21 protein-coding genes and 1 pseudogene are annotated in these 24,364 nt (G+C 60.6%); 13 read left to right on the top strand and 9 right to left on the bottom strand.

Annotated features, from left to right (window positions below; translation table 11 throughout):
- Nucleotides 1-16: 16 nt before the first annotated feature.
- Both ACWHXP_RS11335 and hslO read left to right on the top strand, forming a co-directional pair.
- Nucleotides 17-541 (top strand): gamma carbonic anhydrase family protein, encoded by a 525-nt coding sequence (locus tag ACWHXP_RS11335; protein ID WP_034334491.1) that lies wholly within the window; start codon nucleotides 17-19, stop codon nucleotides 539-541.
- Between the two features lie 20 nt (nucleotides 542-561).
- Entirely contained in the window at nucleotides 562-1,491 is a 930-nt protein-coding gene (hslO, locus tag ACWHXP_RS11340; protein WP_489633834.1) for an Hsp33 family molecular chaperone HslO, read from the top strand.
- 82 nt (nucleotides 1,492-1,573) lie between these two features.
- On the opposite strand, the gene ACWHXP_RS11345 is transcribed toward hslO, so the two are convergent.
- Both ACWHXP_RS11345 and ACWHXP_RS11350 read right to left on the bottom strand, forming a co-directional pair.
- The gene (locus tag ACWHXP_RS11345) at nucleotides 1,574-2,296 is read right to left on the bottom strand and encodes a pseudouridine synthase (protein WP_276843310.1); all 723 of its coding nucleotides are present in this window, start codon (nucleotides 2,294-2,296) and stop codon (nucleotides 1,574-1,576) included.
- A 1-nt stretch (nucleotide 2,297) separates the two neighbouring features.
- Nucleotides 2,298-3,125, bottom strand: a complete 828-nt coding sequence (locus tag ACWHXP_RS11350) for an RNA methyltransferase (RefSeq protein ID WP_489633833.1) — start codon at nucleotides 3,123-3,125, stop codon at nucleotides 2,298-2,300.
- A 318-nt stretch (nucleotides 3,126-3,443) separates the two neighbouring features.
- On the opposite strand from ACWHXP_RS11350, the gene ACWHXP_RS11355 reads away from it, so the two are divergent.
- From ACWHXP_RS11355 to ACWHXP_RS11375, 5 genes are all read left to right on the top strand, one after another.
- On the top strand, nucleotides 3,444-4,241 hold the full coding sequence (locus ACWHXP_RS11355; protein ID WP_034334500.1) for an inositol monophosphatase family protein: 798 nt from the start codon (nucleotides 3,444-3,446) through the stop codon (nucleotides 4,239-4,241).
- A gap of 95 nt (nucleotides 4,242-4,336) precedes the next feature.
- Nucleotides 4,337-4,861 (top strand): VOC family protein, encoded by a 525-nt coding sequence (locus ACWHXP_RS11360; RefSeq protein ID WP_039786773.1) that lies wholly within the window; start codon nucleotides 4,337-4,339, stop codon nucleotides 4,859-4,861.
- Between the two features lie 30 nt (nucleotides 4,862-4,891).
- Nucleotides 4,892-5,647, top strand: a complete 756-nt coding sequence (locus ACWHXP_RS11365) for an alpha/beta fold hydrolase (RefSeq protein WP_489633832.1) — start codon at nucleotides 4,892-4,894, stop codon at nucleotides 5,645-5,647.
- Nucleotides 5,648-5,819: 172 nt separating this feature from the next.
- Nucleotides 5,820-7,358, top strand: coding sequence for a DEAD/DEAH box helicase (locus ACWHXP_RS11370; RefSeq protein WP_034334501.1), 1,539 nt, complete (start codon nucleotides 5,820-5,822; stop codon nucleotides 7,356-7,358).
- A 62-nt stretch (nucleotides 7,359-7,420) separates the two neighbouring features.
- Nucleotides 7,421-7,906 (top strand): GNAT family N-acetyltransferase, encoded by a 486-nt coding sequence (locus tag ACWHXP_RS11375; protein WP_039786778.1) that lies wholly within the window; start codon nucleotides 7,421-7,423, stop codon nucleotides 7,904-7,906.
- Nucleotides 7,907-8,004: 98 nt separating this feature from the next.
- On the opposite strand, the pseudogene ACWHXP_RS11380 reads toward ACWHXP_RS11375, so the two are convergent.
- A pseudogene (locus tag ACWHXP_RS11380) lies at nucleotides 8,005-8,166 on the bottom strand (arginase family protein); the annotation flags it as partial.
- A 287-nt stretch (nucleotides 8,167-8,453) separates the two neighbouring features.
- Between ACWHXP_RS11380 and ACWHXP_RS11385 the strand changes: the two are divergent.
- From ACWHXP_RS11385 to ACWHXP_RS11405, 5 genes are all read left to right on the top strand, one after another.
- Complete coding sequence (locus ACWHXP_RS11385) at nucleotides 8,454-11,252, top strand: type VI secretion system Vgr family protein (protein ID WP_489633831.1); 2,799 nt, start codon at nucleotides 8,454-8,456, stop codon at nucleotides 11,250-11,252.
- A gap of 19 nt (nucleotides 11,253-11,271) precedes the next feature.
- Nucleotides 11,272-13,590, top strand: a complete 2,319-nt coding sequence (locus ACWHXP_RS11390; protein ID WP_489633830.1) for a T6SS effector phospholipase Tle3 domain-containing protein — start codon at nucleotides 11,272-11,274, stop codon at nucleotides 13,588-13,590.
- Nucleotides 13,587-15,257, top strand: coding sequence for a type VI lipase adapter Tla3 domain-containing protein (locus tag ACWHXP_RS11395; protein WP_489633829.1), 1,671 nt, complete (start codon nucleotides 13,587-13,589; stop codon nucleotides 15,255-15,257). The genes ACWHXP_RS11390 and ACWHXP_RS11395 overlap by 4 nt, the downstream gene beginning before the upstream one ends.
- 82 nt (nucleotides 15,258-15,339) lie before the next feature.
- Nucleotides 15,340-16,890 (top strand): type VI lipase adapter Tla3 domain-containing protein, encoded by a 1,551-nt coding sequence (locus tag ACWHXP_RS11400; RefSeq protein ID WP_489633828.1) that lies wholly within the window; start codon nucleotides 15,340-15,342, stop codon nucleotides 16,888-16,890.
- 24 nt (nucleotides 16,891-16,914) lie between these two features.
- Entirely contained in the window at nucleotides 16,915-17,181 is a 267-nt protein-coding gene (locus ACWHXP_RS11405) for a PAAR domain-containing protein (protein ID WP_489633827.1), read from the top strand.
- 229 nt (nucleotides 17,182-17,410) lie between these two features.
- On the opposite strand, the gene ACWHXP_RS11410 is transcribed toward ACWHXP_RS11405, so the two are convergent.
- The 6 genes from ACWHXP_RS11410 to ACWHXP_RS11435 all read right to left on the bottom strand — a co-directional run bounded on the left by ACWHXP_RS11410 (nucleotide 17,411) and on the right by ACWHXP_RS11435 (nucleotide 23,610).
- Nucleotides 17,411-18,544 carry an ABC transporter ATP-binding protein gene (locus ACWHXP_RS11410; protein ID WP_034329957.1) on the bottom strand — a complete coding sequence of 378 codons (1,134 nt, stop codon included), beginning with the start codon at nucleotides 18,542-18,544 and terminating at the stop codon, nucleotides 17,411-17,413.
- On the bottom strand, nucleotides 18,541-19,191 hold the full coding sequence (locus tag ACWHXP_RS11415; protein WP_489633825.1) for an ABC transporter permease: 651 nt from the start codon (nucleotides 19,189-19,191) through the stop codon (nucleotides 18,541-18,543). Before ACWHXP_RS11415 ends, ACWHXP_RS11410 begins: the two co-directional genes overlap by 4 nt.
- 10 nt (nucleotides 19,192-19,201) lie before the next feature.
- Nucleotides 19,202-20,116, bottom strand: a complete 915-nt coding sequence (locus tag ACWHXP_RS11420) for a glycine betaine ABC transporter substrate-binding protein (protein ID WP_039786789.1) — start codon at nucleotides 20,114-20,116, stop codon at nucleotides 19,202-19,204.
- A 72-nt stretch (nucleotides 20,117-20,188) separates the two neighbouring features.
- Nucleotides 20,189-20,902 (bottom strand): ABC transporter permease, encoded by a 714-nt coding sequence (locus ACWHXP_RS11425; protein ID WP_039786791.1) that lies wholly within the window; start codon nucleotides 20,900-20,902, stop codon nucleotides 20,189-20,191.
- A 607-nt stretch (nucleotides 20,903-21,509) separates the two neighbouring features.
- The gene (locus tag ACWHXP_RS11430; RefSeq protein ID WP_121039070.1) at nucleotides 21,510-22,217 is read right to left on the bottom strand and encodes a DUF4197 domain-containing protein; all 708 of its coding nucleotides are present in this window, start codon (nucleotides 22,215-22,217) and stop codon (nucleotides 21,510-21,512) included.
- 58 nt (nucleotides 22,218-22,275) lie between these two features.
- Nucleotides 22,276-23,610 (bottom strand): MFS transporter, encoded by a 1,335-nt coding sequence (locus ACWHXP_RS11435; protein ID WP_051156462.1) that lies wholly within the window; start codon nucleotides 23,608-23,610, stop codon nucleotides 22,276-22,278.
- Nucleotides 23,611-23,956: 346 nt separating this feature from the next.
- On the opposite strand from ACWHXP_RS11435, the gene ACWHXP_RS11440 reads away from it, so the two are divergent.
- Nucleotides 23,957-24,364, top strand: coding sequence for an NINE protein (locus ACWHXP_RS11440; RefSeq protein WP_039786796.1), 408 nt, complete (start codon nucleotides 23,957-23,959; stop codon nucleotides 24,362-24,364).

Genomic DNA, 24,364 nt, shown 5'->3' on the forward strand with positions numbered 1-24,364 from the left:
AGGAGACAATTTTATTATGGCGATCTACCAATTGGCGCAGGACATTCCCGAGATCCACGAGACCGCCTTCGTGGCCGAGTCGTCCACGGTGGTGGGCAAGGTCAGGATGGAAGCCCATTCCAGCGTCTGGTTCAACGTCGCCATCCGTGGCGACAACGAGCTCATCACCATTGGTGAGAACAGCAATGTGCAGGAAGGTGCGGTATTGCATACCGATCATGGCTATCCGATGGTGATCGGCAAGAACGTCACCGTGGGACACCAGGCCATGCTGCACGGCTGCACCATCGGCGAGGGCGCGCTGATCGGTATCCAGGCGGTGGTGCTCAATGGTGCCAGGATCGGCAAGAACTGCCTGGTCGGCGCGGGTGCCCTGGTGACCGAAGGCAAGGAGTTTCCCGACAACTCCCTGATCATCGGTGCGCCTGCCAAGGCGGTTCGCCAGTTGAGTGAAGAAGATATCGCGCGCATGCGGGCTGGCACCGACAGCTACGTGCAGCGCGCGCAACAGTTCAAGACCCAGCTCAAGCGCATTGCCTGAGCGGTCAAGCAAAGGAAACGATGAAAGACACGCTGCAAAAATTCCTGGTCGACAACGCGCCCGTTCGCGGCGAGCTGGTCGAGATTTCGGACACCTGGCGCCAGGTGCAAGCCCGCCGTGACTATCCGGTCGCGGTGCGCACGCTGCTGGGCGAGATGCTGGCGGCGTCCGCCCTGCTGTCGGCCAACCTGAAGTTCAACGGCATGATCGTCATGCAGATCCATGGCGACGGCCCGGTCAAGCTGCTGGTGGTCGAGTGCGACTCCGAACTGCAACTCCGCGCTACCGCCAAGCTGTCCGATGAGGCCGAGATCGCTGACGATGCAACGCTGACCGATCTGGTCAATGCCAATGGCAACGGCCGCTTCGTCATCACCCTCGACCCCAAGGACAAGCTGCCCGGCCAGCAGGCCTACCAGGGCGTGGTCCCGCTGGATGGCGAGAGCGTGGCCACCGTCATCGAGAATTACATGCTGCGTTCCGAACAGCTCGATACCAAGCTTTGGCTGGCAGCCGATGAAAAGGTCTCGCGCGGCCTGCTGCTGCAGAAGCTGCCGTCCATCGGCGGCAATGCGGCTCCGACCGCCAAGCCGGAAGGCGAGCTGGAAGACTGGAACCACATGGTCATGTTGGGCGACACCCTCAAGCGCGAAGAACTGCTTTCCACCGATATCGCCACGCTGATGCATCGGCTGTTCTGGGAACAGACCATCCGCGTCTTCGATCCGGTGCATCCGCAATTCCACTGCTCCTGCTCGCGCGAGAAGGTTGGCAACATGCTCAAGATGCTGGGCCAGGAAGAAGTGGCTGAAGCCTTGTCACAGATGGAAAAACTGGCCATCGACTGCGATTTCTGCGGCCAGCATTACGAGTTCGATGCGGTGGACTGCGCGCAGCTGTTCGTGGCCGATGTGGGTGGCGCGAGCGAGGCGAGCGACGCGCGGCATTGAACCATCCATGACGGTCGCACAGCAATAAAAAAACGCCATCGGCTTGCCGATGGCGTTTTCCTTTGTGGACCGCACTCGCTGGTCACTCCGCATCCGGCACCAGCAAGGCCATCTGCTCCGCATCCAGATAAGTCCACTCCCCTTCTTCCAGTTCCAACGCCTCCAGCTGCAAGCCGCCGATGGCAGTGCGCCGCAAGGCACTGCAATGATTGCCGGCCGCGGCCAGCATGCGCTTGACTTGGTGATACTTGCCCTGCTCCAGCACGATTTCCAGCAGGTTCTCACCCAGTTGGCGGCAACGGGTCGCGGCGAGCGGCGCCGGCTCATCATGCAGTTGCACACCGGCCTTCAGTTGCGCGATCAAGGCCTCGGTCACCGGCTCGGCGGTGGTGGCGGCATACACCTTGGGTACGTGGCGCTTGGGCGAGGACTGCGCGTGAATGAAAGCACCATCATCCGACATCAACAGCAAGCCGGTCGTATCGTGATCCAGCCGGCCCACCGGCTGCACGTCGCGCCAGGTGAACTGTTCCGGCAGCAGCGTCAACACCCCCGGATGATGGCTGGGCTTGCGCGAGCATTCGATGTTCTGCGGCTTGTTGATGGCGATGTAGACGTGCTCGCGGTATTCCCACTCTTCCTCGAAGATGGTCAGCACCAGGCCACTGGTATCGGGTGTAGCGCGGTAATCGTCCACGACCTCGCCATTGATCGACACTTCACCATCCTCGATCAGCTCGCGGCAATATTTGCGCGAACCGAAACCCTGCGATTGCAGGATGCGGTCCAGGGTCAGCTTGGCCATGTCAGCCTTCTCCTTGTTCGTTTTGTTCTTGCCGGCCGGCCTTGGCCTGCTTCGGCTCCAGGATCTGGCGGGCGATGCCGCGCAGGATGTTGACCTCTTCGGTCTCCAGCTGGGCGCGCGAAAACATGCGCTTCAGACGCGGCATCAGCTTCTTGGGATTGTCGGGATTGAGGAAATCGATGGCCACCAGCGCCTGTTCCAGATGCGCGAACATGCCCTCGATCTCGGCCACGCTGGCACTCTGCCCATGGAAACCTACCTCGCCCGGCGCGCGTGCATCGCCACTGGTCTGCATGGGGCCACCCTGCAGTTCCAGCTCGGTCATGCGGCATTCATAAGCCAGCACCTGCACCGCTTGCGACAGGTTCAGCGAGGAATAGTCCGGATTGGCAGGGATATTGAGCAAGGCATTGCACTTCTGCACCACCTCATTGGGCAGGCCAAAACGTTCATTGCCGAACAAGAGGGCGGCATTCAAGCCGGTATCACGCGACAGCTGCCCCGCCAGCTCGCGCGGCGAGACCACCGGCGGCGAGAATTCGCGCAAACGGGCACTGACGGCCGCGGCGAAGTTGCATCCCTGCAACGCTTCTTCCACGCTGCCGACGATGCGTGCATTTTGCAACACATCCAGCGCACCACTGGCGAAGGCAATGGCTTCATCTTCCTTCACCGCGTCCGGAAAGCGCGGATTGACCAGCACCAGCTCCGAAAAGCCCATGGTCTTGATGGCCCGTGCGGCCGAGCCGATGTTGCCCGAACTGCTGGTATTGACCAGCACGAAACGCAAACGGCTGAAAAGAGATTGTCCTGACACTTGCTTGTTCATTTAAAATAGCGGGATTCGTGCCCCAGGATCAGATGTTGGCAAAACGCCAATGTTGCAGCAAGGCTGTCAACCCAAGTCGACTTTGTTCGCCGACTTGACCGACGCCACTGCCCCTGGACCGCCTGGCAAACCCGCAAGCATAACAGCCGCGGGCGGCGCAACGCTCATTAATTTCATCGTCGCACTGGTTTGACTGCCGGGTTTCGCCTGGCCAGCTGTTCCGCATGCTTGTCGCGGAAGGCTGGCTGGTCGGCCATGGCGACGATGAGCAACGCAGCCATCGTCTTCGGTGGCCGCAATTTTAACGGAACCATCGGAATGATCATCCCACCCATGCTCAATACGGCGATCAAGGCAGCCCGCCGCGCCGCTACCATCATCAACCGCGCGTCCTTCGACGTGTCGCTGCTGAAAGTGTCGAAGAAGTCGCACAACGACTTCGTCACCGAGGTGGACAAGGCAGCCGAGGATGCGATCATCGACGTGCTCAAGAACGCCTACCCCGACCACGCCATCCTGGCCGAGGAATCGGGTGCGTCCGACAACCTGCACGATGAAAACGAAAACGTCTGGATCATCGATCCCCTGGACGGCACCACCAACTTCATCCACGGCTTCCCGCAATACTGCGTCTCGATCGCCCTGCAACAGCGCGGCATCATCACCCAGGCGGTGGTCTATGACCCGACCCGCAACGACCTCTTCACCGCCTCCAAGGGTGCAGGTGCCTACCTGAACGAAAAGCGCATCCGCGTGGGCAAGCGCGACAAGATCGCCGATGCCCTGATCGGTACCGGCTTCCCCTTCCGCGATCTGGATGGCCTGAACGAATACGTCAAGATGTTCAAGGTCATGACCGAGCACAGCGCCGGCCTGCGCCGTCCGGGTGCCGCTGCCCTGGACCTGGCCTATGTGGCCGCCGGCCGCCTGGACGGCTTCTTCGAGAAGGGCCTGAAGCCCTGGGACATCGCCGCCGGCTCCCTGCTGGTGACCGAAGCGGGCGGTATCGTGGGCACCTTCAAGGGCGACTCCGACTACCTCTACAAGGGCGACGTCATCGCCGGCAGCCCGAAGATCTTCGCGCAGCAAGTGAACCTGCTGTCTGAATTCGCCTGATTCAGCCGGATCGTTTCTCCTGCAACAAACCGTCTCCTTATTGCGTCCGGCATTGCTGCTATAGTGCGGCTACCGGCGCAGACCGAGGAGACGACATGAACCTTCCTTCCCAGCAAGCCAGCAACGACCAGGCCACTTGCGCGTTGCCACCCGGCTACCACAGCGTCACCCCCTACCTGATCGTCAAGACATCCGCCGAGGCCATCGCCTTCTACCGGCGCGCGTTCGACGCGGCCGAGATCATGCGGCTCGACGGTCCGCACGGCAAGGTCTGGCACGCCGAGATCCAGATCGGCAATGCCCGCGTGATGCTGGCCGACGAACATCCCGAACTCGGTTTCCTCAGCCCCCAGACCCTGGGCGGTGCAGGCGTGAGCCTGCTGGTCTACGTGGCCGATGTCGATGCCGTCTTCACCCAGGCGCTGGCCGCAGGTGCAGTCCAGCTGCGCCCCGTTCAGAACCAGTTCTACGGTGATCGCTCCGGCACGCTGCGCGATCCTTTTGGCCATGTATGGTCGATCGCCACGCATATCGAAGACCTCAGCAATGAAGAAATCTGCGCGCGCTCGCGCGAGATGCTGGCGCGCCGCTGCAAGAAGCTGGCCGACGAGAAGAACTGACCCAACCTGACCAACCCTGCACGCATACACATGCCCTTTGCCCTCAGCGACCACCGCAAGATCCACTACCAGATCGAGGGCAACGGCCCGCCCCTGCTCCTGCACCACGGTTTCACCAGCAGCCTGGAAGCCTGGCGCTTCTTCGGCTTCACGGAGGTGCTGCGCGAGCATTTCCAGGTCATCCTCTTCGACGCACTGGGCCACGGTCAAAGCGACAAGCCGCACGATCCCGCCGCCTATACCCAGGTGCAGCGCTGCCGCGATGCCCTCGCGGTGTTGGATGCCGCCGGTATCGAGCGCGCCCATTTCTTCGGTTATTCGCTGGGCGGATGGGTCGGCTACGGCCTGGTGCGCCATGCGCCGCAGCGCCTGCGCAGCCTCATCCTGGGCGCAGCCCATCCCTATGAAGATCGCAGCTGGGATGGATTCCATGGCATCGACGGACGCGATCCGGAGGCCTTCATCGCCACCTTCGAAGGCCTGCTCGACGAGCAGATCTCGCCGCAGGTGAAGATGCTCATCCGCGCCAACGACCTGGTGGCACTGGCCGCCGCCGCCCGGCAGCCGCGCCCCTCGCAGGAAGACCTGCTGCCCCGCATGGACCTGCCCTGCCTGCTCTTCTGTGGCGATGCCGATGCGCGCCATGCGGCCGTCCAGCGCACGGCGGCGCTGTTGCCGCAGGGTGAATTCGTCAGCTTGCCGGGGGTGACGCACTTCGGCGGGCTGATGCAAAGCGCGCTGGTTTTGCCGCACGTGCTGCGCTTTTTGGCGCAGCAACAAGGATGAGCTGAGCCTCACGCTTCCTCAAAACAATTCCCTTGGTGCGCGGGCTGCGCTGTTATACTGCGGCCTGCGCGGCGTATAGCCAGTCAAGTCCGCGCCCTCCTCAAGTTCCAACCCGTTTGCCTGCGACTGGCGCCCTCACGGGGCCACAGGCCAAACCCAATTTCAGAGTCTCATGTCATTTTCCGCGCTCGGCTTGTCCGACGAAATCGTTCGTGCCGTTTCCGAACAAGGCTATACCTCCCCTACCCCGATTCAGGCTCAAGCCGTTCCCGCCGTACTTTCCGGTGGTGACCTGCTGGCCGGCGCCCAGACCGGCACCGGCAAGACCGCCGGCTTCACCCTGCCGCTGCTGCAACGCCTGTCGGCCATGCCGCGCCAGAAAATCAACGGCCACCTGCCGATCCGCGCGCTGATCCTGGCGCCCACCCGCGAACTGGCCGCCCAGGTCGAAGAAAGCGTGCGCCAGTACGGCAAGTATTTGCCGCTGACCTCCGCCTGCATCTTCGGCGGCGTCGGCATCAATCCGCAGATCACCCTGTTGAAGCGCGGCGTCGACATCCTGGTGGCCACCCCTGGCCGCCTGCTGGACCACATGCAGCAAGGCACCGTGAACCTGCAGCACATCCAGATCCTGGTGCTGGACGAAGCCGACCGCATGCTGGACATGGGCTTCATCCGCGACATCCGCAAGGTGCTGGCCGCCCTGCCGCCCAAGCGCCAGAACCTGCTGTTCTCGGCCACCTTCGCCGACGAAATCAAGAAGCTGGCCGACAGCCTGCTGAACAACCCGGCCCTGATCGAAGTGGCACGCCGCAATTCCACCGTGGAAGTGATCGCCCAGAAGATCCACCCGGTCGACCGCGACAAGAAGCACCCGATGCTGGCGCACCTGATCAAGACCCACCAGTGGAAGCAGGTGCTGGTCTTCACCCGCACCAAGCACGGCGCCAACAAGCTGGTCGAACAGCTGGCCCGCGACGGCATCACCGCCATGGCGATCCACGGCAACAAGAGCCAGTCGGCCCGCACCAAGGCCCTGGCCGAATTCAAGGACGGCAAGCTGACCGCCCTGATCGCCACCGACATCGCTGCCCGTGGCATCGACATCGACCAACTGCCGCACGTGGTCAACTATGACCTGCCCAACGTGCCGGAAGACTACGTCCATCGCATCGGCCGTACTGGCCGCGCGGGCGCCACCGGTGAAGCCGTGTCGCTGGTCTGCGTGGATGAACGCGACCTGCTGCACGACATCGAGCGCTTCATCAAGCGCGAGATCCCGGTCGAAGTGATCGCCGGTTTCGAACCGGACCCGACCGCCAAGCCGCAGCCGATCCAGCTGCGCAGCGGCCAGGGCCGTCATCAGAACGGTGGCGGACGCGGTGGCCAGCGCAGCGCTCCGCGCAAACCCGCCGGCAACGGCAATGCGGCGGCACCGAAGCCGGCTGGCGGCAACGCCGGCCATGGCCAGGCAGCCAAGCCGCGTGCGGCAGCCAATGGCAATGGCAACGGTAACGGCAATGCCGCCCGTGGCCAGGGTGGACGTGGCAATGGCGGCGGCAATGGTGGCAACGGTGGCAACAATGCCAACCGCGCACCCAAGCCGGCCAATGCCAATGGCCAGCCGCGCAGTGCCGGTCAGCCGCAACGCCAGGGTGGTCCGCGTCCGTCGGCCCTGACCCATGGCGGCCAGCGCGCAGCCGGCAAGTAAGCAGGCTTCAAGCCGCTTTCCGGGCAGCATCGTTCATCGTCCATCACAAGAAAAGGAAAGACATGAGTGTGACCGTCATCAAGGCCGACCTCGGCAACGCTGCCCACGCGGCAGCGCTGTTCGAGACCCTCAATGCCTACGCTTCCGACGCCATGGGCGGCGGCAAGCAGCTCTCCGACTACGTGCGCGAGAACCTGGCCGCCGAGCTGAAGAAACGTCCCACTGCCCATGTCTTCCTGGCCTTCGATGGTGAAACGCCAGCAGGCCTGGCGACCTGCATCGAAGGTTTCTCGACCTTCGCCTGCAAGCCGCTGCTGAACCTGCATGACCTGGCCGTGATGCCTGCCTATCGCGGGCAGGGCGTGGCCAAGCTGCTGCTGGCGGCGGTCGAGGACCAAGCCCGCCAGCTGGGCTGCTGCAAGCTCACGCTGGAAGTCCTGGAAGGCAATGCCGTGGCGCGTTCGCTGTATCGCGCCTGTGGCTTCGAGGGGTACGAACTCAAAGCCGAAACCGGCAAGGCCATGTTCATGCACAAGCCACTGGCCTGAACACTGCCCGCCTGATTGCTTAAAAAAATGCCCGCATCAACCGATGCGGGCATTTTGCTTTTTGGCCTGAAACTTCACATCCCATCCACCCTGCTGACTCAGGCGCGGTATTTCACGCCCGGCAGGATGCACAACATTTCATAGGCCAGATTGGCTGCCACCAGTGCGGTGGTCCCGGCCTGGTCATAGGGCGGCGATGCCTCGACCACGTCGGCCGAGACGATATCGAGCCCCTTGCGGCCACGGATGATCTCCAGCCCAAGCCCATGGATATCGCCGGGCAGACAAGTCTGCACCACCCGCTCGGGATCCAGCAAACTTTGTTCGCAGGCACGCCGGAAGGACATTCTGTGCGCGACCCAAGTAAAAATTTCAGTCAGCACACATCCTAAGTGAAACCTTCTTCACATTCCCATAGTCTGATAAGCGACCTTTGATGAGCTTTGTGCAACATCGTTCGTCCCTCGTGTCAAAAAATTAAAAATATTGCAATTGGGAGCGCCACCATGGCGACAACATCCATTCCCGCGTCGACCGGAGCCGCGCCATGAATCTGGCCGACGCATTGCAGGCTTTTGCCTCCTCCGCCCTGAACCAGAGCAACCGGGCCATCCGGCTGCACTGGGGCAAGGCGCAAAGCACGCTGGAACAGGTGCTGGTCGTACAGCGGATCGACATCCGGGAAGGCGTCTACACGGGCATCGAAGGACACCTGACCTGCCTGTCCACCCGCTCCGACCTCCCCCTTAAAACCTTCCTCGGCCTGCCGGTGGCGGTGTGGCTGGTCACGGATCGCGGTGCCCTGCACGAGATCTGCGGCCTCATCACCGATGCCCGGGCCGGGCAATCCGACGGTTCGCTGGCGACCTATCAGCTGACGATCCGCGATGCCTTGTCCGTCCTGGAAAGGCGGGTCAACACCCGCATCTTCCGCAGCAAGAGCGTGCCGGACATCATCGACACCCTGCTCAAGGAATGGCAGACCAGAAGCCCGGCGCTGGCCCGCGCGTTCGATTTCGACCTGGCCGCCACGGATCGCAGCCGCTATCCCCAGCGCGAGATGACGCTGCAGTTCAACGAATCCGATGCCGACTTCATTCGCCGCCTGTGCCGCCGCGAAGGTATTGCCTGGTTCACGGCCGCCGGCAAGCGCGCTCAGGAGGCGGCCTCTTCCGGCGACGCCGGATTGCCGATCCACACGCTGGTCTTCTGCGACGATCCGATGAAACTGCCCCAGGCCAGCGCCGGCATCGTGCGCTATCACCGCGAGGCCGCAACGGAAGAGCGCGACGGCATCACGCTGTGGTCGGCCTCGCAGCACATTGTTTCCGGCAGCGTCCAGCGCGCCAGTGCCGACTACAAGCACGGCGCGATGGATCAGTCCTCGCAGGTCAGCATCCTCGACCAGGGAGAGGCCGGCAATGACCTGGCCCAGCTGCTGTCTGACAGCTTCATCGACGTGCCGCACGCGGCCGACTCCAGCGACGACTACCAGCGCCTGGCCACCGCCCGGATGCTGTCGCACGAACTGCGCGCGGCCAGCGTCGAGGGCAGCAGCGGCGTGCGTGACCTGGCCGTGGGCCGCTGGTTCGAGCTGACGGGTCACCCGGACGTCAGTCAGCTGCCGCCGGAACAACGCCAGTTCATGGTCACGCGCCTGCATCATCGCGGCCAGAACAACCTGCCCAAGGCACTCAACGAACGGGCGCAGCTCCTCTTCGACAGCAGCCGCTGGAGCAGCGGCCTGCCCGATCTCATCACGCAGTCGGCCACCTCCGCCACGGAAGAGACCCGTTACCAGAACAGCTTCAGTTGCGTGCGGCGCGGCGTTGCCCTCACGCCGACCTATGATCCGCGCATCGACCTGCCGCGCGTTCATCCGATGACGGCACGGGTGGTCGGTCCGAAAAACGAGGAGGTGCATTGCGACGAACTCGGCCGCATCAAGGTCCAGTTGCTGGGCCTCAATCCTGAGGATCACGCGCACGCCCAAGGCGCGGGCACCAGCGGCACCGATGCCGACAGTGCCTATGTGCGCGTGAGCAGCAGCTGGGCCGGCAATGGCTATGGCCACGACACCTTGCCGCGTGTGGGCATGGAGGTTGCGCTGGATTTCCTCAACGGCGATCCGGACAAGATGTTCGTCACCGGCGTGCTGCACAACGGACCGAACAAGCCGGCCACCTTCAGCCATGCGGGCGGCTTGCCGGGCAATCGGTTTTTGTCGGGGATGAAGACCAAGGAGATCCAGGCCAACCGCTACAACCAGTTGCGCTTTGACGATACGCCCGGCCAGATCAGCAGCCAGCTGGCCAGCGAACATGCGGCCAGCGAACTGAACCTGGGCTACCTGACCCAGCCGCGCACGGACGGCAACGGCCAGGCGCGCGGAGAAGGGGCCGAGCTGCGCACCGACGCCGCCGCCTCGCTGCGTGCCGCGCAGGGCATCCTGCTGACCACCTATGCGCGCAACAAGGCGGCGGGGCAGATGCTGGATCGCGACGAACTCAACGAGTTGCTCGGCCAATGCACCGAACTCTTCAAGTCCCTGGGTGACTATGCCGGCCAGCACGGCGGCCAGGCGGCCGACAGTGGCGGCCAGAGTGCGCTGGCGGGAGCCTTCCGGAACTGGGATGCGGGCAGTACCAGTGGTGGACAGGACAGCACCGCATCTGCCACTTCTGCCGCGCACGCCATCATGGCCTTCGGCGCGGCCACGGGTTCGGTGGCGGTGACGCCCAAGACGCAGCTGAACTATGCCGGTGAGAACATCGACCAGGTCGCGCAACAGCATCTGCAACTGATGAGCGGCCAGCGCTTCAACGCCACGGCGGGCCAGGGGATGCAGCTGTTTTCTCGTGGCACCGGCATCCAGGCGATTGCGGGCGAAGGGCCGGTGCTGCTGCAGGCGCAGAACGCAGCGCTGACTGCCAATGCGCAGAAAGGCGTGAAGATCAGCACCAACGAAAACGAAGTGCTGATCACCGCGCCGACCATCCGCCTGGTGGCGGAAGATGGCAGCTACATCAAGATCGGTGGCGGCGTGACCATGGGGACCCAGGGCGACATCAAGCTGCTGTCGGCGTCCCATCAGTGGGGCGGTCCGTCGACGCAGCAAGCGGCCAAGACCAGTTTCAGCAATGCGCCGACGGATCAGCGTTTCCGTTTGCATTATCCGGGCGAGTCCGCAGAGACCGCGCCTGCTGCGGCCAATCAGTCTTACCGCATCACGCTGGACGATGGCCGGGTGGTCGAGGGCAAGAGCGATGCGAACGGCCTGACTGAATTGGTCAAGGATGATGCCATGCGCATACTCAAGATCGATATTTTGAAACCTGCGTTATAAAAAGGAACAAGGAATCATCATGGGCGATAGCAACGATTCCAACCATGTCGCTGCCAGCGGTGCAGCGGTCTCCCACGCCAACCGGTGCAGTGACCGGCCGATAGAAGTGCCGGCAGACCTGCCGGGGATTGTTATCTTCATTCATGGGGTCAATGATCCGGGGGCGGTGTATTCCTTTGTTGAGGAAGGGCTTTGTCAGGGGCTTAATGAGAGATTGGATCGGCGGGATTTGAAGGCGGGGAGTTATGGAGTCGAGTACAAAAAGCTGAAGGCAAAAAAATCTACTCGCAAGATGGGCGACGACAAGCTTTCCGACCCCGACACCTATCTCTATCAGCGTACAGAAATCGAGGGCGTCACCAAAAGCGTCTTCATTCCTTTTTATTGGGGATATCGTGCTCACAATGATGAAATTGCACGCTTCGATTCCAAAGGTAAGAGCAATACCAACGAAGTAAAGGGCGGTGTTGACGACGGCCGAGGCTTCCAGACAATCCGGGGTCAATATCAGGACATCCATGGAAACCGGCTTGATCAAAATTTTGGTAAAGCAGGAGGTTTCTTCGCCAATGCCACCAACAATATTCCCGACATGTATGGAAAAGGATTCCGCCCTGACTGGGTCACCAACAGGGTGACCAAGAATAGCCTTGGCGGACCTTCGCTCTATGCCGCTGCCGCGCCGGATCGACGCTATTTCATTCTGGCCGCCACGCGTCTGGCGCACCTGATTACCACGATCCGATCCGTGTCCCCCTCGGCCCTTGCGGATACGCATGGAATGAAACCGGAGAACGAGACGATCACCATCATGGGGCACAGCCAGGGTACGATTCTGACCTTGCTGGCCCAGGCCATTTTGAAAAAGGATGGCAAGCGTTGTGTCGATTGCATCATCATGGTGGACAGCCCTTACAGCCTCTACGAGACCAGCGACTGCAATCAGAGAGGTAGCGCCAAACTGCAGACCTTGATCAACATCGTCAACGCAGTTACTGCTGATCCTTACGACATTAACGATCTGGCCGAACTCATGATCGATCACTGCGACCATCGTGGCCGGGCCGGTGCGAAGTGGAGCAAATCCAAAGGCCAGCGATTGGACAAGAGCGGCAAGCAATGGATCACCTTTGATGAGCGCGACAACCGGGGCAAGGTCTACCTCTACTTCTGTCCTGAAGATACGGTGGTTGGTCTGCGAAGCGTGCGAGGCATTGGAACCTTTGGTGTACCTGATGAGGTCCCGGACGATAGCGAAGCTGCAAATGGAACTAAATCGATGGAAGCCATGAAGCGCTTGGAGAAGCTACGATTCTTCCAGAGAATGTGGACCCGCATGGAACGCCCTGACCCCGTCACCGGGAAATGGAAGAAGGTTTTGGTTGGCAATGCAGTAGGACGCTTCCCGGTGCGCGATCAATTCGAGCGGTTGACACCTGGCCCCGATGGCGGAGCGGCCAATTTCGCCATCAGTGCAGCGCTGCAAAAAGATTTCAAACGAGAAGACATTCGCCATATCAACGGCGAGGTATTGAAGCCACCTTGCGAACCGGATCTGTATGGCGGAGAGGTTAAGGGCATGACCGGCGGACCCAGGCCTGGGCACTCTGACCAGGCGGGAAAGATCGCCCCGGACGACGTCTCCAAAAATGTCATGCTGGGAAACCAGTACGCCAGCTTCAACTGGGTAATGTTTGAACGAACAGTAAATCCTTTTTACGATCTGGAGAAAACAAAAGCGACCTTCAATGCCGGCAAACCACTGGACGAGCAATCTCAGAACTGGCGCATCAAGCCAGGCCTTCCACTGCCTCTTCCCGGGTTAGGCGCGGCGTTCTACGTCGTAGAGCGCGAAGAAACTCCCGAGGAGGCGCGAACACGGATGGCGACTGACAAAGACGCCTATGAAGATAACAACTATCACTCGGGCGTTTTGCATTCAACAGAGAATCACCGTTGGGTCACTGCGATGGATGTCGCGATCAGACAGGCAGTGACGCTGGATGATCCGGTTTGGCGAGATCTACTAGTACGTATTGCAGATTGGAAGATTTCATCTGATGCCTATTCCAAGATAATAAAGAACACTGCTTACAAAGACCGGCTGAATCAGCAAGACAGAGACTTTATAAAAGCCTGCAGTGACTACTATCAAAAAGGCATATTTCCAGACGAGAAATTTGTTTCCATGTCCATGCCACCTTTAGTGAAAAGTGAAATAACCGTAAAAGCGACTCAAGTCATAAAGGATAAAGAAGCTCAAGAACGAATGATGGACATACGCTTTTATCAAGATCAAGTCAGCAAGAATTTCAACCAACTGGGCAACATACGATGAGACCGCGTATCTGGCCCTATGTAGCCACATTCCTGCTCGGAGCAGCTTTGTGGACCGGATATATTGTGAACGAGGACTACCATCATTGGCAGTCAACAGGACAGGAGACAGAAAATATGGGAAGCGGTATCCGAAACGGGGTATTGACGATTCTTGGAATCGCAGTGTTGGCCTACGCTGGAAGTTCGGCCTGGACTCATCGTTCATCGAATGCCGCGGAAGGAGCAAACGCGCAACAGCAGCTTTCGCCCCCGGTGGCCGAGGCGAACCATTCCGCCAACCACATGATGCTCGCGCAGACAGGGCAGAAGTTTGTACTGGAAGTACGTGGAATGGGGATCGTCGTTGATGACTACACGGACGAGGAAATCTGGCAAGGCATAGAGGATAAGGCTGACAATCACGCTACCTATCTATCCCAGAACCCGGAGGACTACACCAATAGTGCTGACCAACGGCTCTCGAATCTAAGTGCAGCAACGGGATTCTCGTTTAAAAGAGGCGCACGCCATGCAGTCGATCAGTGGCCACTGCCTGTGATTATTTGGTACCCGCCAAAGTCGAAACGCACCCATCGTCCATCTTCAAATCTCGCCAGTCTGCGCCAGCAAGCCAGTCTTGGCGTAACGCTACTCTTATGGCAGGAGGACGCCAACACCGATGACGGGGCAGCAATGATTGAAAAGCTATTTGCTTTCTTCGACACTCATCCCGACGTGCCGGCAGCACTCCTCTTCAGCCGAGACGGCTCAATGGCACGATCGTTGATAGAGACGCCTGGCCATGTGGACACACCCGAAGTAGGTCACGTTATTCCATCTATGCCAGACAGCGTAGCCGCATTCTTGGTCACCAGATCAGATCGCGTCGATAAACTCATCAGACCATTCGCCGTGCAACAGCGATCGAACATCAACAAGAACGACACGGAATACGACATCGTCAAGCTGTGGAATTTCTTCTGGAAAAAAAATGACGACCAAGGTCCCGATAGCTTCGACGCCCAGTTCATTAAAGAGGAAAAAGCAGCCGGAGTAGATACACCCTCTTCAGGAGCAATGTCCTCAACCTGGTGGCAAGCCCAGCTCCCTGAGCTCTGGAAAACCATCAGCAACCAAGGCCCGGGCGATTTCAAGCCAACACCGTATATCCCCGTGCGATGGACTGATTGGCAGCTAAAGCAATACGACAGCGCCCCCCTGCTCGGCTATCTCCATCGCCCAGTCGACGTAAAACTCACCGATGACAAAGGCCAACCGCTGAAAACCGCCCTGCAAGCAGCCGCCCTGAAATCCGGCTGGGAAGCGGCCATCGCCGGCTTGCCTGAAGCCACCGAACCCAAACGCGTCTTCTACGACACTACCGGCAACAAGCAATGGGTCATCCCGCTGAACCAGGCGCTGATGCAGATGGGTGCTTCGGCACCGCATCCAGACGAGGTCAAGGAAGGCTACGACATCGGCGCACGCATCGGCAACACCGGCACCAGCTCACCCATGGTACAGATCGGTCTCGGCCTGATCGCCAGCTATCACCAGGGCGGTGCCAGTGCGACGGTGAACCGCCGCCCGAACGGCATGGCCAGCATCATCATGGTCAGCCCGCCGGACGAAACGACCAAGGCTACGTGGGCCAAGAATCACGCGGGCAAGAGCCCGTTTGATTGATGATTACAAGACGCGTTGATGCCTGCATCAACGCGTGACGATAAGAGAGACATGATCTTGCAACTTCAAGTCATCAGCGGATATGGCAAATAGTTTTCGGAATAGTGCATTAGCTGCGCTTGGCGTTGCCGTCCTCGCTTACACCGGAAGTTGGCTCTGGCTGCATCGTTCATCGAATGCAGCCGATGGGAAAATACCTCAACAGCAGCTTGTAGCAGCGGCGCAGACACATCATTCCAGCACCCAAATCATGCTAGCGCAGACTGGGCAGAAGTTTGTGCTGGAAGTGCGTGGCATGGGTGTCGTTGTCGGCGAAAACACTGACGAAGAGATATGGCGAGCCATTGAAAAGAAGGTAGACAACCACCAGAGCTATCGATCTCAAAATCCAGAAGATTACACAAATAGTGCCGATGAACGCTTATCGATGTTTGGCACAGTAACGAGTGTCTCGTTTGGTCGAGGCGCGCGCCATGCAGTGGATCAGTGGCCTCTTCCCGTGATTATCTGGTACCCCCCAAAATCAAAGCAAACATCTCGCCCTGCCGGAGACCTCGCTGGTCTACGTCAGCAAGCAGGCCTAGGTGTAACGCTACTGTTATGGCAGGAGGATGCCAACACCTATGACGGTGCAGCCATGATTGAAAAGCTGTTCGCCTTCTTCGATACTCACCCCGACGTGCCGGCAGCGCTCATATTTAGTACGGATGGCTCAATGATGCGCTCCCTGATGCAAACACCGGGCAACGTAGATACCCCGAAAGTAGGCCATGTCATTCCCGCCATGCCAGACAGTGTCGCAGCCTTCCTTGTGACCCGGTCTGACAGGGTCGATAAATTGATCAGGCCATTCGCCGTGCAGCAGCGATCAAACATCAACAAGAACGACACCGAATACGACATCGTCAAACTGTGGAATTTCTTTTGGAAGAAAAATGATGACCGCAGCCCGGATAGTTTCAACACCCTCTACGACCAGCAGGAAAAAGCGGCAGGAGTAGGTACACCATCTCCGGGCGTCATGATGTCCTCAACCTGGTGGCAAGCCCAACTCCCTGAGCTTTGGAAAACCATCAGCAACCAAGGCCCGGGCGATTTCAAGCCAACACCGTATATCCCCGTGCGATGGACTGATTGGCAGCTGAAGCAATACGACAGCGCCCCCCTGCTCGGCTATCTCCATCGCCCAGTCGACGTAAAACTCACCGACGACAAAGGCCAACCGCTGAAAACCGCCCTGCAAGCAGCCGCCCTGAAAGCCGGCTGGGAAGCGGCCATCGGCGGACTGCCTGAAGCCACAGAACCCAAACGCGTCTTCTACGACACCACCGGCAACAAGCAATGGGTCATCCCGCTGAACCAGGCCCTGATGCAAATGGGTCCCTCCGCTCCGCATCCAGACGAGGTCAAGGAAGGCTACGACATCGGCGCACGCATCGGCAACACCGGTACCAGTTCACCCATGGTGCAGATCGGTCTCGGCCTGATCGCCAGCTATCACCAGGGCGGTGCCAGTGCGACGGTAAACCGCCGCCCGAACGGCATGGCCAGCATCATCATGGTCAGCCCGCCGGATGAAACCACCAAGGCTACGTGGGCCAAGACGCACGGTGGCCGGAGCCCCTTTGAATGACATCACCCCACAAGGACCACTGACATGCGCGGCATCATTCGTCTCGGCGATTCCACCAGCCACGGCGGCAAGGTCGTCACCGGACAAGACAAATCCATCGTCATGGGACGCGCCGTCGCCTGCGTCGGCGATCAATGCAGCTGCCCGATCTCCGGCCATCACGATTGCGTCATCGTGGAAGGCGATCCCAACGTGCTGATCGACGGCAAGGCCGTCGCCTTCGAGGGCCACAAGACCTCCTGCGGGGCCTCGCTGACCTCCAGCATGGAGTCGTCAGGACGAACCGCGTAAATCATTTCGCATCGGCCCACATCCCGCAGGCCAGACTGCATTGTCGGAGTCGCACATCTTGAGCGAGAATGAGCGCCGGCAAGCCTTCCTCGACGATCTGCAGCAGGCACGATAAAAAAGGGCAATGCCTGCGCATTGCCCTTCTGCTTTACTACTGTCTTGCTGTCCTGCTGTCCTGCCTTGCGTTTTTGCCATTTGCTTCACATCGGCAATCACATCAATCAGGCCATCAAGCCGCCATCGCCATCCCGCGCGACTTGCCGGAGCTCAGGTAGCTGGCGATGGAATCCTGCGTCACTTCGCCCACGTAGCTGCCATCGTTGGCAATGACCGGCATCCAGCTGGTGCTGTGCTTGTACATCTTGGAGAGCACCACGCGCAAGTTCTCGTCCGGATCGGCATTCATGGTGAAGGGACGCACCATGTCCTCGGCCACACCGGTGTTGCCGCGCACATCACGGCGGGTCAGATAACCTAGGGCGCGGTTGTCGGCATCGATGATGGTGAGATAGCGCGAATCCTGGTCATCCATCAGCGCCAGTGCCTGGTCGCACGATACGTCCGGGTGGGCGGTGGCCGGGGTGGTCGCGGCCTCGCCGGCACGCACCAGCAGCAGGCGCTTCAGGGTGTGATCCTGACCCACGAAGGCGCTCACGAAATCATCCTTGGGACGGGCCAGCAAAGTGTCCGGATTGTCGAACTGCACCAGCTTGCCAGCGCGGAACACGGCCACCTTGTCGCCCAGCTTGATGGCTTCGTCGATGTCGTGGCTGACCATGATGACGGTCTTGTTCAGCTGGCGCTGCATCTGGAAGAACTCATTCTGGATCGATTCGCGATTGATCGGATCGACCGCGCCAAACGGTTCATCCATCAGCAGCACCGGCGCATCGGCCGCCAGTGCGCGGATGACGCCGATACGCTGCTGCTGGCCACCAGACAGCTCACGCGGGTAGCGCTTGAGGAATTTCTTCGGGTCCAGTGCCACCATGGCCATCAGTTCGGTGGCACGCTCCTGGCAGCGCTTCTTGTCCCAGCCCAGGAGACGCGGGACGATGGTGATGTTTTCTTCGATGGTCATGTTGGGGAACAGACCGATCTGCTGGATCACGTAGCCGATGTGGCGGCGCAGTTCCACTTCATCGATGCCGGAGGTGTCCTGGCCGTTCAGCAGTACGCGGCCGGAGGTCGGGTTGATCAGGCGATTGATCATCTTGAGGGTGGTGGTCTTGCCACATCCCGAGGGCCCGAGGAAGACGCAGATCTCCCCTTCAGCCACCTTCAGGCTGACGGCGTCCACCGCCTTGACCTGCGTGCCATCCTTTTGAGTGTAGGTCTTGCTCAGTTGGTCCAGTTCGATCATTTTTGTACTCCTTTCGGTGTCAGGATTTTCTGCAGACGTTGCAGCAGGGTATCTGCAATGATGGCCAGCACGCTGATCATCACCGCGCCCACCACGAGTTTTTGCATGTTGCTCTGGCTGATCGCATGCAGGATCAGCACGCCCAGCCCACCAGCACCAATCACGGCCGCAATGGCCATGACGCCGATGTTCATCACGACGGCGGTACGCACGCCGCCCAAGATGACAGGCACGGCCAGCGGCAGGTCCACCATGCGCAGGCGCTGCCAGAAGGTCATGCCGATGCCGATGCCGGCTTCCTTGATGCCGGCTTCAATGTTCTCCAGCGCCAGATAAGTGTTGCGCATGATCGGCAGCAGCGAATACAGGAACACGGCGGTGATGGCGGGCAAGGGGCCGATGCCGGCACCAAATTGCGAGAACACCGGAATCATCAGGCCGAACAGTGCGATGGAAGGCAGCGTCAGCACGATGGTCGCCAGGCCCATCAAAGGACCGGCCAGCCAACGCACCCGCACCATCAGGATGCCCAGCGGTACGCCGATGGCAATGGCCAGGCTCACCGCAATGCCCACCAGTTCAAGGTGCTGCAGGGTCAGGTCGAGGATGTTGCGCCAGTCCGATTGCAGGTATTGGAAGATGTTCATGGTCCCCTCCTCAGATCAGGCCGGCTTGCTTCAGGAAATCGGCCGCCACCTTGGCCACCGGTTCCTGGTCGATGTCGACGCGCTTGTTCAGCTCGGTCATGGTGGCCGTGTCGATCTTGGCGGCCAGGGCGTTCAGTTGCTCGGCCAGCTTGGGGTTCTTGTCCAGGATCTCCTGGCGCACCACCGGGGTGGCCTTGTAGGCGGCAAAGTATCCCTTGTCATCCTCCAGCAGCTGCAGGTCGAAACCCTTGATGCGGCCATCCGAGGCGTAGGTCAGGCCGACGAACAATTGTTCGTTCTTCAGGGCCGTGTAGACCAGACCCGGGTCCATCTGCTTGACTTCGCTGCGATCCAGCTTGAAGCCATACAGCGCCTGCATCGGGCCCAGGCCGTCGGGACGGGAAGCGAATTCATAGTCCACGCCCAGCAGATGCTGCTTGTTGCCTTCCTTGTCGTCTTCGTTGATGCGGTTGGCGAGATCCTGCAGCGAGTGGATGTGGTACTTCTCGGCCACGTCACGCGGCATGGCGAAAGCGTAGGTGTTGTTCAGCTCCGACTGGTTGAGCCAGGTCAGGCCGCGCGGGGCGTCCAGTTCCTTGACCTTCTGGTAGATCTGGTCGGGATCGAGCTTGTCCTCGATGTGGTTGTAGACGATCAGGGCGGTACCGGTGTAATCCCAGACGATGTCGATCTGGCCGCTCTCCAGCGCCGAGCGCATCAGGGTGGTGCCGAGGCCGTTCTTCAGGTCGGTGTCGTAACCCTTGGCGCGCAGGTATTGCGCGGTCATGTCCGAGAGCAGCAGCTGCTCGGTGAAGTTCTTGCCGCCGATGACCAGGTTCTGGGCCTGAGCGCGGGCCGTGCCGAACATGGCCAGGCCAAGCGCCAGGGCGCACAGGGCATATTTTGCGATGGTCTTCTTTGTCATGCTTTCCTCTCTACCGCTGTGCCGGAAAGGGCTGGCGTGCGGTCGTTCTTGTGATGGGAATGAGCTGCCGGATCAGGTGCGCAGCCCGCGACGCGCCAGGTAGAAACCCGACAGCGAGGTCACCAGGGCATCCAGCACCAGCGCCAGCAAGGCGGTGGCGGCAGCGCCCAGCAGCAGCTGGCCGTGATTGTTCAGATAGATGCCGGGGAAGATCAGGCCGCCGAGACTCTCGCCGCCGATCAGCATCGACAGCGGTGCGGTACCAACATTGATCGCCAGCGAAGTACGTACGCCACCGACAATGATCGGCAGCGCATTGGGCAACTCCACGCGGAACAGGATCTGGTGCGGCTTCATGCCGATGCCGCGAGCGGCTTCCTTCATGGCGGCCGGCACGTTCTTCAACCCCTCGTAGGTGTTGCGCACGATGGGCAGCAACGAAGCCAGCCACAGGGCAAGGATGGTCGGGCCATTGCCGATGCCGAAGGCAGCCAATGCCAGCGCCAGCACGGCGATGGAGGGGATGGTGTTGCCGATGTTGAAGATCTGGATGAACTTCTCTGCACTGCGTTGCGCGCCCGGGCGGGATAGCGCGATACCGGCCGGAATGCCGGTGGCCAGGGCCAGCACCATCGAACTGAAGACCAGTTCCAGGTGCTTGCCGGTGTAGTAGACCAGGTCACCGCGATACTTCTGGATGACGTCCGGGCCGATCCACCAGACCAGGCCTGCAATAACCAGCGCAAAACCGAACGCGCCGGCGAAGACGTGACGAACACGTGTCATGTTACCCCCTGTTGGTATAGCCGACACGACATGACGCCGCGACGACGGGTTTCTGGGATCAAGTTGTATAGGGTTCGCTTGCCCGTTGGGCGTATCGTTTGGATGCGAACCGAAAGCTGCAAGGGCAGCGATGAAACCGAAGCGATGAAGCCAGCCTCGGCATAGTGCACACCGGACAGGGATGGGAACGGTTCACCGTGGAGAACGGGAGGGCGTTCGCGCTGCCAGCCGGAAATTCGGACAACCCGCACACTGCGGATCGGACACTGCTAAGAGTCGTTGTTGAACAAGTGATTTCGCGAGCAAGATGCCGCGAAAGAACGATAGTTTAAAGCAATCGCTTAATGCTGTCCAGCAATGTAGCAATGTGAATCGATAACTTACAGATCTGAAGCACTTTTAAAAGTTCCCAACGGCGGTCAATATGCCGCTAAAAGTGGTCATCCTGAAAACCGCTAGCGCGGCGCTATCCCTTACCCCATGCGGCTCCCGCCGAGCTTGACTAATGAGCAACATGGGGCAAAAAAAAATCGCCGGACCTCTCTGCGAGGCCGGCGAAAATTTTTTCAGAAGCGCGGCAGGAGGTCGCCGCGTCGGTGCTCCGCTGTCAGCGCATGGCGCCGAACACCTTGCCCAGAATGGCGCTGCCGGTCCCGACCGGATCCTTGCGGATGGCTTTTTCTTCCTCGCCGATCATCAGGAACAAGCCATCCAGCGCACGCTGGGTGACATAGCCTTCCACGGTGCTCTGCTCGGCGCTCACCAGCCCGGATTTGGCGACCTGGCCCATGACGGCGTTGTAGCGGCCGGACAGGCCGTTCTTGTCGGTGATCTGCTTGACGATGGGCAGGAACTTCACGGCCAGTTCGCCCGAGGTTTTCTGGCGGAAGAAATCGGTCACGGAGGTATCGCCACCAGCCAGGATGTTCTTGGCATCGCTCACCGACATCGACTTGACGGCATTGACCAGCAGCGGCTTGGCCATCGGCACGGCGGCCTCGGCGGCGTGGTTCATGTCGGCCACCAGGCCATCGACCTGGCCGCCCATGCCGGTCATGCGCAGCAGCGGCATGGCCTGCTCCAGCGCACCGGGCAGCTGGATCTTGACCTTGTCATTGCCGAGGAAGCCGTTGGGCCGGCCCAGGTTGGCCACGGCGGTATTGGCGCCCTTCTCCAGCGCGGCTTTCAGGCCGGCGGTGGCGTCCTGGTTGCTCAGGTCGGACAGCGAAAAGGCCAGGGCACCGCAGCTGGCCAGCAAGAGACTCGCCGCCAGCGTGCGGCGCAGTGCGGAAACGGGGAAACGGGAAAAGGACATGCGCGACTCCAGAGTTCAGGATGCCGGGATGATAGCAGCCCGGCATGACGGCACCAGCTCACTTGCCGCGCGAGAGCTCCAGTCCGGCATTGTGCGGCAGCTTGCCGCTGATCGGCACCGAGGCCACCGAGAACAGGCCGATGACCAGGAAGGCCGGCCAGAAATCGGCCTCGACGATGCTCGCATGCCCCTGCAGATGATTCGACAATTGCAGCACGATGCCCGCCACCGTCACGCCCAGGCCCAGCGACAGCTGCTGGATCACGCTGGCCAGGCTGGTGACGCGGCCGGCGTCGCGGCTGTCGATGTCGGCATAGGCGATCGAATTGAGGCAGGTGAACTGCAGCGCCGGGAACACCCCGCCCATCAGCACGATGGTGACAATGAGCAGATAAGGCGTATGCATGCTGAAGATGCCGTAAGCCGCCAGCGCGATGCCGGCGAACACGGCATTGACCATCAGCACGGTGCGGAAGCCATAGCGGCGCAGCACCCGGCTGGCCAGCAGACGGATGAAGAGCGAACCGAAGGCCGAGGCACAGGTGATGCTGCCGGCCTGGAAGGCGGTCATGCCCAGCCCTTCCTGCAAGGCCAGCGGCAGCAGGAACGGCACCGCCCCCAAACCGATGCGGAACAGCGAGCCGCCCACCACGCTGGCATGCAGCGTGGGGATGCGCAGCAGGCGGAAGTCCAGCAGCGGATACGGGATCTGGGTGGAATGACGGTAATACATCACCAGCGCAATGGCGCCGATGGAGCACATGGCCACCGGCGTAGCGCCGTCGACCAGCTGGCTGCCGAACAGCGACAGGCCCAGCATGATCATGGCCGCGCCCACCGAGGTGAGTACAAAACCTTTCACATCCAGCGGGGCCGGATTGTCTTCCTTGAAGTTCTGGATGAAGCGCTTGGCCAGATACAGGCCCAGGAAACAGAACGGGATATTGATCAGGAACACCCAGCGCCAGTGGAAGTAGGTCGTGAGAAAGCCGCCCAGCAGCGGCCCGACCACCGGTCCCAGGAGCGCCGGCAAGGTGAGATAGCTGACCGCCTTGACCAGTTCGGACTTGTCGACCGAACGCGCGATGATGACCCGCCCCACCGGCACCATCATGGCCCCGCCGATGCCCTGCAGGAAGCGCGCCGCCACGAAGGTCACCAGCGAGCCGGAGACGGCGCACAGGATGGAGCCGGTCATGAAGACGATCATGGCCCAGCTGAACACCTTGCGCGCGCCCAGCTTGTCGGCCATCCAGCCGGAGATCGGGATGAACACGCCCAGCGCCGCGACATAGGCGGTCATGGCCAGTTTCAGGGTGATCGGGTCTTGATGGAGATCGCGCGCGAGCGCGGGGAGCGAGGTGGCCAGCACGGTGGCGTCCATGTTTTCCATGAACAGCGCACAGCCGACAATGAGCGGAATGAGCAGCGAGGGTCGCACGGTAGGCAACGGGGCAACAGAGCGGGTGACAGTGGCGGAATTCCAGGGAGGCTCTTCGTTGCACGGCCTCCTGAAGGGTCATAGTTTAACCCAGCTGGCCTTTTCTTGCGGGCAAGCCGTCGGATCGCCGCAACGATGTGAAGACTTTGGCAGACAGTCGGCCGCCATCGGACACACCGCTTCACTCTGCGCAAAGGGCACTTTCAGGATGAGCCCATGTCACAATGCAGCACGGCGCATCGTGCGAAACAATCTTCATATCACGCTATAACCTGCCCCACCCTCATTTGGAGCCTGGATGAACAACAACATCAACAACACCCACAGCAAAACCCTGGGCTATCTGCTCTGGATCTTCGGATTTCTCGGCGCGCACCGCTTCTACTACGGCAAACCCGTCACCGGCACGATCTGGTTCTTCACGCTGGGCCTGTTTGGCATTGGCTGGATCGTCGACCTGTTCCTGATCCCCTCGATGGATCGCGAAGCCGACCGCCGTTTCGTGGCCGGCGAGATCAACTATTCGGTGGCCTGGCTGCTGCTGACTTTCTTGGGCATCTTCGGCGCGCACCGCCTGTACATCGGCAAGTGGATCAGCGGCATCGTCTATTTCTTCACCGGCGGCTTCTTCCTGCTGGGCGTGCTGTACGACTTCTGGACGCTCAACGCCCAGATCTCCGAACGCAACCACGGCGCACGCGCCTGA

The organism is Herbaspirillum sp. Her2 (genome assembly GCF_057961375.1).